Below are 5142 nucleotides of genomic sequence, written 5' to 3' on the forward strand. Positions count from 1 at the left end.
TGCTTTACGACGCAGATGCATTTATCAATGATCTGTGCGAGATGGATGTGGCGCGGCCCGCCCGCGACTGGACCCCACAAGAGGTCGTGTCCGCCCGTGCGCGCTGGCGCGCAGAGATCGAGGCAGAGCGTCCAGGCATCCTGCCTGTCGTTGAGGCGCTGCGCGATGCGGTGCCCGACGGCGTGATGATCTATTCCGATATGACCCAATTTGCCTATGCCGCGAAAGAGGTCTGGGACATGGAAGGCCCGGGCCAATGGCATCACCCTTACGGGTTTGGCACATTAGGCTATGCGACGCCCGCCGCCATTGGCGGGGCGATTGGCCGGCCGGGTTTGCCGACGATGGCCATCATCGGCGACTACGGATTTCACTATACGGTGCAGGAACTGGGTGTTGCGGTTGAACTTGGACTGCCGCTGCCGATTATCCTGTGGGACAATGGAAAATTGGGAGAGATCGAAGACAGCATGACCCGCGCGCAAATCGCGCCCAACGCCGTCATCGCGCACAACCCCGATTTTTGTAAATTGGCCGAAGCATTTGGTGCGCTGTCTGCGGCACCCCAAAATCTTGATGATCTGCACAGTGCAGTGGATCAGGCGTTCAAAGCGGATCGCCCAACGTTGATTTATGTGACGCCAAAAGTCACGAGGTAGCCGATTTTTTCAAAAAACCGGGCCAGAATTTTCGAAAATTCCGGCCCGAATATAAACGATTATTCCCAGCAATTGACCAAAACGGTCATGTCCTTGGCCTTTTCACGTAGGTCCTGAGGCTTGAGTAGCCCTGCAGATACCGCAGTCTGAACTGTGATGCCTGCCGCTTGCGCCACTGCTGCAATTGCCTTTGATTCGATGGCAAAGTTGACATCATCGGGCAACTGTTGCGCGCCATTGGCGCGTGGCAATAACATTCCCAACACGCGTCCGTTGCTGTCAAACACGGGCCCACCCGCATCACCGGCCTGCGCTGCCAACGTGAGCCGTGCGATGTTTTCTTCGCCTTGCAAGCCGCGTACATCCGCCAATGCACCAAAGGTCACTGTGGCGGCCCCAAGCACGCCTTCATAGGGAAACCCGCCCACGGCGATTTCGGATTGCAGGCGCGGGGGCACGGTGTTGAAATTTGCGATCTCGACAGGGGCAAGCGGACTGCGGGGTTTAAGCAGCGCGATGCCACTTGCGGCGTCGTTTACAACCGTGTCCAGTTCTGTCTCGTCGTCCAGCGTCACCCGGCTACAGCTTTGTAGCGCCTCGATGGTGGTGGCGATTGTGCCGTTGCTGTCGATAAAAAATCCCGACCTCGAGATTTTGGGCAGCCGGATTTGTAGCCCAGCCACAAGGTCGATCGCCTGATCGTCGCCGCCACCTGCGGCAGCATCCAGAACGCCGGGCAGCCGCACCAGACTTTTGGTCATCTCGGCGAACACGCGGCGGCGGCGGTCCTCGTCACCTGCAGGCCAGATCAGCGTAAACCCCTTGATCTGCCCGCCCTCAAGATAGGCTTGGGTCTGGCTTACGATTCGTCCATTTTCACCGATCAACTCGAAGCGGTTTGATTTGCGTTCACGTGGGCCTTCGGGGGGCACGATCTCGAGTGTTTGCATGACGTCATACAACCCAAAAAGCGTGTCCTGATCGCCCTCTTGGCTGATCAGAAGAACCCGCGCATTGATATCGCCGGTGGCGTTATACTGTGCGAATGGCGGCTCGTAGGTGGCAAAGCTGACCAGCTTGGTCGGCATGGTGATTTCAATCCCGGCCCGCGCGTCGCGCACCGTTTGCAGGCCAAGTCCGTCAAGGACGGCATTGTATTCGCCCAGCAAATCCGCGCGCTGCTGTGTCGTCAGAATGCCGGTAACCTCATAGCCATTGGCGCTTTGCCAATCTGCCATGGATTGACGCGTGCCCCGCCCGAACGCCCCGTCAATGGTGCTGTTGTAAAATCCGGCCCATTGCAGAGCGATCTGCAGGGCTTCGCGGTCTTGCCGCGTCAATTCACGCTCGCTGCGCTGTGCTTGGGCTGGGGTTTCCCCGACGGGTGGTTCGGGCAGTTGTGGCTGAACGGCGACTTGCTCGGGCTGCGCAGGGGCGTCGGGTTCAGCAGTCTGCGCGGGTTCAACAGGGGCCATCAGCGGAATATTCAAGACATTCACGCCCACAGGCCAGAATTGCTGGCGAAACCGTTCCGAAAACTGCAAATAGCTGTCGCGCGGGATCAGACCCTCGCGCAGATAGCTGCGCAACAACTGTTCGGCGTCCGACCGACGATAGGGGCCGACGGCAATCGCATACCAGCCGCCGCCCAAGGAAAATCCGTTCACATCCTCAAGACCATTCGCATAGGCTCTGGCCCTTTGCGTGGCTTTTGCAAGGTTGGGCTGTGCTTCGATTTGAATCCAGACCACATCTTCACTTGATTGGGCTTGCGCAATGAGTGGGGCAATAAAAAGGGCGGCAAAAAGGGCCACAAACAGTCGCTTCATAGGTAATGTGCTCTCACGGATTTAAAGTTGCGTTAGATAAATCAGGATTGCATGTGAAATGCCATGCTTGTTGCGCGTCAATTCATCACAAAGCTGCCAATTGACCCTTGCCGCGACGCGCCGTAGGAAAGGCGCGCAGCAGCAAAGGCAAATAACCCATGTCCGACCCGGTCCAGCGCCCCCGTTCTTTTCAGGAAATCATCCTCGCCCTCCAGACATACTGGGCACGGCAGGGATGTGCGATTCTACAACCCTATGACATGGAAGTGGGCGCAGGCACCTTCCACCCGGCAACGACTTTGCGCGCGCTTGGCACCAATCCTTGGGCCGCCGCCTATGTGCAGCCGTCGCGCCGCCCCACCGACGGGCGCTATGGCGAAAACCCGAACCGGTTGCAGCACTATTACCAATATCAGGTGCTGATCAAACCCAGCCCGCCCAACCTGCAAGACCTCTACCTCGGCTCGCTTCAGGCCATCGGCATCGACATGGCCCTGCACGACATCCGCTTTGTCGAAGACGACTGGGAAAGCCCAACCTTGGGCGCATGGGGCTTGGGTTGGGAGGTCTGGTGCGACGGCATGGAAGTGTCGCAATTCACCTACTTCCAACAGGTCGGCGGGCATGACTGCCACCCGGTTTCGGGCGAATTGACCTACGGGCTTGAACGCCTTGCCATGTACGTCTTGGGTGTTGATCACGTGATGGACATGCCCTTCAACGATCCCGATGCGTCGATCCCGCTGTCCTACGGTGACATCTTCAAGCAAACCGAAGAAGAATTCGCGCGCTGGAATTTCGACGTGGCCAACACCGAGGTGCTGCTGGATCATTTCGTCGAGGCGGAAAATGAATGCAAATCGATCCTGTCCCAGGACGCTGTCGATCCCAAAACCGGCAAGCGGATCATCATGGCGCACCCCGCGTATGATCAATGCATCAAGGCCAGCCACATCTTCAATTTGCTCGACGCGCGCGGGGTGATCTCGGTCACCGAACGCCAGGCCTATATCGGCCGCGTACGGACCCTCGCCAAGGCCTGCGCCGATGCCTTCGTGCAAACCCGCGCCGGCGGCTGGTCCGAGGACGCAGCATGAACGGCAAGATCGTAGGAGGCGTTATCTTGATCATAGCAGCCATCGCGGGCATCACGCTGTATTACCTTCAAGTCTACGGCTACTACCGCGAGGTGCCTGCCCCCGCGCAGGGCGTTGAACTGGTATCGCTCAACAGCAACGCACCCGAACCGATCCTGACGGACAACTTCCGCGCCATCGACGCCGACAGTTCGCCAATCCGCTATCGCGCCTGCTTTGACACCACGCTCAGCCTTGCCATGCTGACCGAAACCTATGTGATCAGCGACAAGATCGACCCGCGCAACGCGCCGGGATGGTTTGACTGCTTCGACGCCGCCGCCATCGGTGCCGAACTCGAGGCAGGCACAGCGCTTACATTCCTCGGCCAAAAGAATATCCACTTCGGCGTTGACCGGATCGTGGCAATCACGTCGGACGGGCGTGGCTACATCTGGCACGAACTCAACGATTGCGGTGACAAAGCCTATGATGGCACCATCGTCGGCGAAGCATGCCCCGAACTGCCAAACCAGTAACCTGCATCTTCTCTGGCTCCTAAATATCCTCGCGCGAAGCGCAAAAAATCCAAGGCCCCATTCCCTACGCGGCCCCCGAAAGGTACCACCCCATGCCCGACCTGCTGATTGAGCTTTTCTCCGAAGAAATCCCCGCACGCATGCAGGCGCGGGCCGCAGATGATCTGAAAAAGCTGGTCACCAACGGCTTGGTCGAGGCCGGTTTGACCTATGCCTCTGCCGCCGCCTTCTCAACCCCGCGCCGGTTGACCCTGACGGTAGAAGGGATGCTGGATGCCAGCCCTTCCATCACCGAAGAACGCAAAGGCCCCAAGGCCGACGCGCCCGAAAAAGCCATCGAAGGGTTCTTGCGCGGTGCCGGCCTGACGCGCGACCAGCTTGAGGAACGCGAAACCCCCAAGGGCAACATCCTCTTCGCCATGATCAAAAAGCCGGGCCGCCCCGCAGCCGAGATTGTGGCCGAGGTACTGGAAGCCACCATCCGCAATTTCCCTTGGCCGAAATCCATGCGGTGGGGCACCGGTTCCTTGCGGTGGGTGCGCCCGCTGCATTCCATTCTCTGCATTCTCTCTGCGGAAGACGGCCCGCAGGTTGTGCCGATGACTGTTGACGGCATCCAAGCAGGGGCAACCACGCGCGGCCACCGTTTCCTTGCGCCTGACACCCTTACGGTCAGCAGTTTTGACGACTACACCGCCAAGCTCAAACGCGCTTTTGTTGTGCTGGACCCGACCGAGCGGCGCGATGCGATCTGGCATGACGGCACCAACATGGCCTTTGCCAACGGGTTGGAAGTGGTCGAGGACGCAGGTCTTTTGGCCGAAGTCGCGGGTCTGGTCGAATGGCCCGTCGTGTTGATGGGCCGCATCGGCGACGCCTTCCTTGATCTGCCGCCCGAGGTTTTGCAGACCTCGATGAAAGAACACCAAAAGTTCTTTTCCGTGCGCAACCCCAAGACGGGCCGCATTGAACGCTTTGTCACGGTCGCCAACCGCACCACCGCCGATGATGGTGCGACGATTTTGGCAGGCAATGAAAA

5 protein-coding genes are annotated in these 5142 nt (G+C 59.0%); 4 read left to right on the forward strand and 1 reads right to left on the reverse strand.

Annotation, left to right across the window (positions count from 1 at the left end):
* On the forward strand, positions 1-659 hold a 659-nt coding region (locus ABYT07_RS18630), incomplete at its 5' end, for a thiamine pyrophosphate-dependent enzyme (RefSeq protein ID WP_372993522.1).
* A 59-nt stretch (positions 660-718) separates the two neighbouring features.
* Here ABYT07_RS18630 and ABYT07_RS18635 read toward each other — a convergent pair.
* Positions 719-2488, reverse strand: coding sequence for a serine protease (locus ABYT07_RS18635; protein ID WP_372993523.1), 1770 nt, complete (start codon positions 2486-2488; stop codon positions 719-721).
* Between the two features lie 158 nt (positions 2489-2646).
* Here ABYT07_RS18635 and ABYT07_RS18640 point away from each other — a divergent pair, with 158 nt between their 5' ends.
* From ABYT07_RS18640 to glyS, 3 genes are all read left to right on the forward strand, one after another.
* Positions 2647-3585: a glycine--tRNA ligase subunit alpha gene (locus ABYT07_RS18640; protein ID WP_372993525.1), complete on the forward strand. Its 939-nt coding sequence runs from the start codon at positions 2647-2649 to the stop codon at positions 3583-3585.
* Positions 3582-4103: a DUF6446 family protein gene (locus ABYT07_RS18645; RefSeq protein ID WP_372993526.1), complete on the forward strand. Its 522-nt coding sequence runs from the start codon at positions 3582-3584 to the stop codon at positions 4101-4103. The genes ABYT07_RS18640 and ABYT07_RS18645 overlap by 4 nt, the downstream gene beginning before the upstream one ends.
* 92 nt (positions 4104-4195) lie before the next feature.
* A partial coding sequence (glyS, locus tag ABYT07_RS18650) for a glycine--tRNA ligase subunit beta (RefSeq protein ID WP_372993527.1) occupies positions 4196-5142 on the forward strand: 947 nt, incomplete at its 3' end.

This window comes from Sulfitobacter sp. (assembly GCF_041552635.1).
In the GTDB taxonomy this organism is placed as follows: Bacteria; Pseudomonadota; Alphaproteobacteria; order Rhodobacterales; family Rhodobacteraceae; genus Sulfitobacter.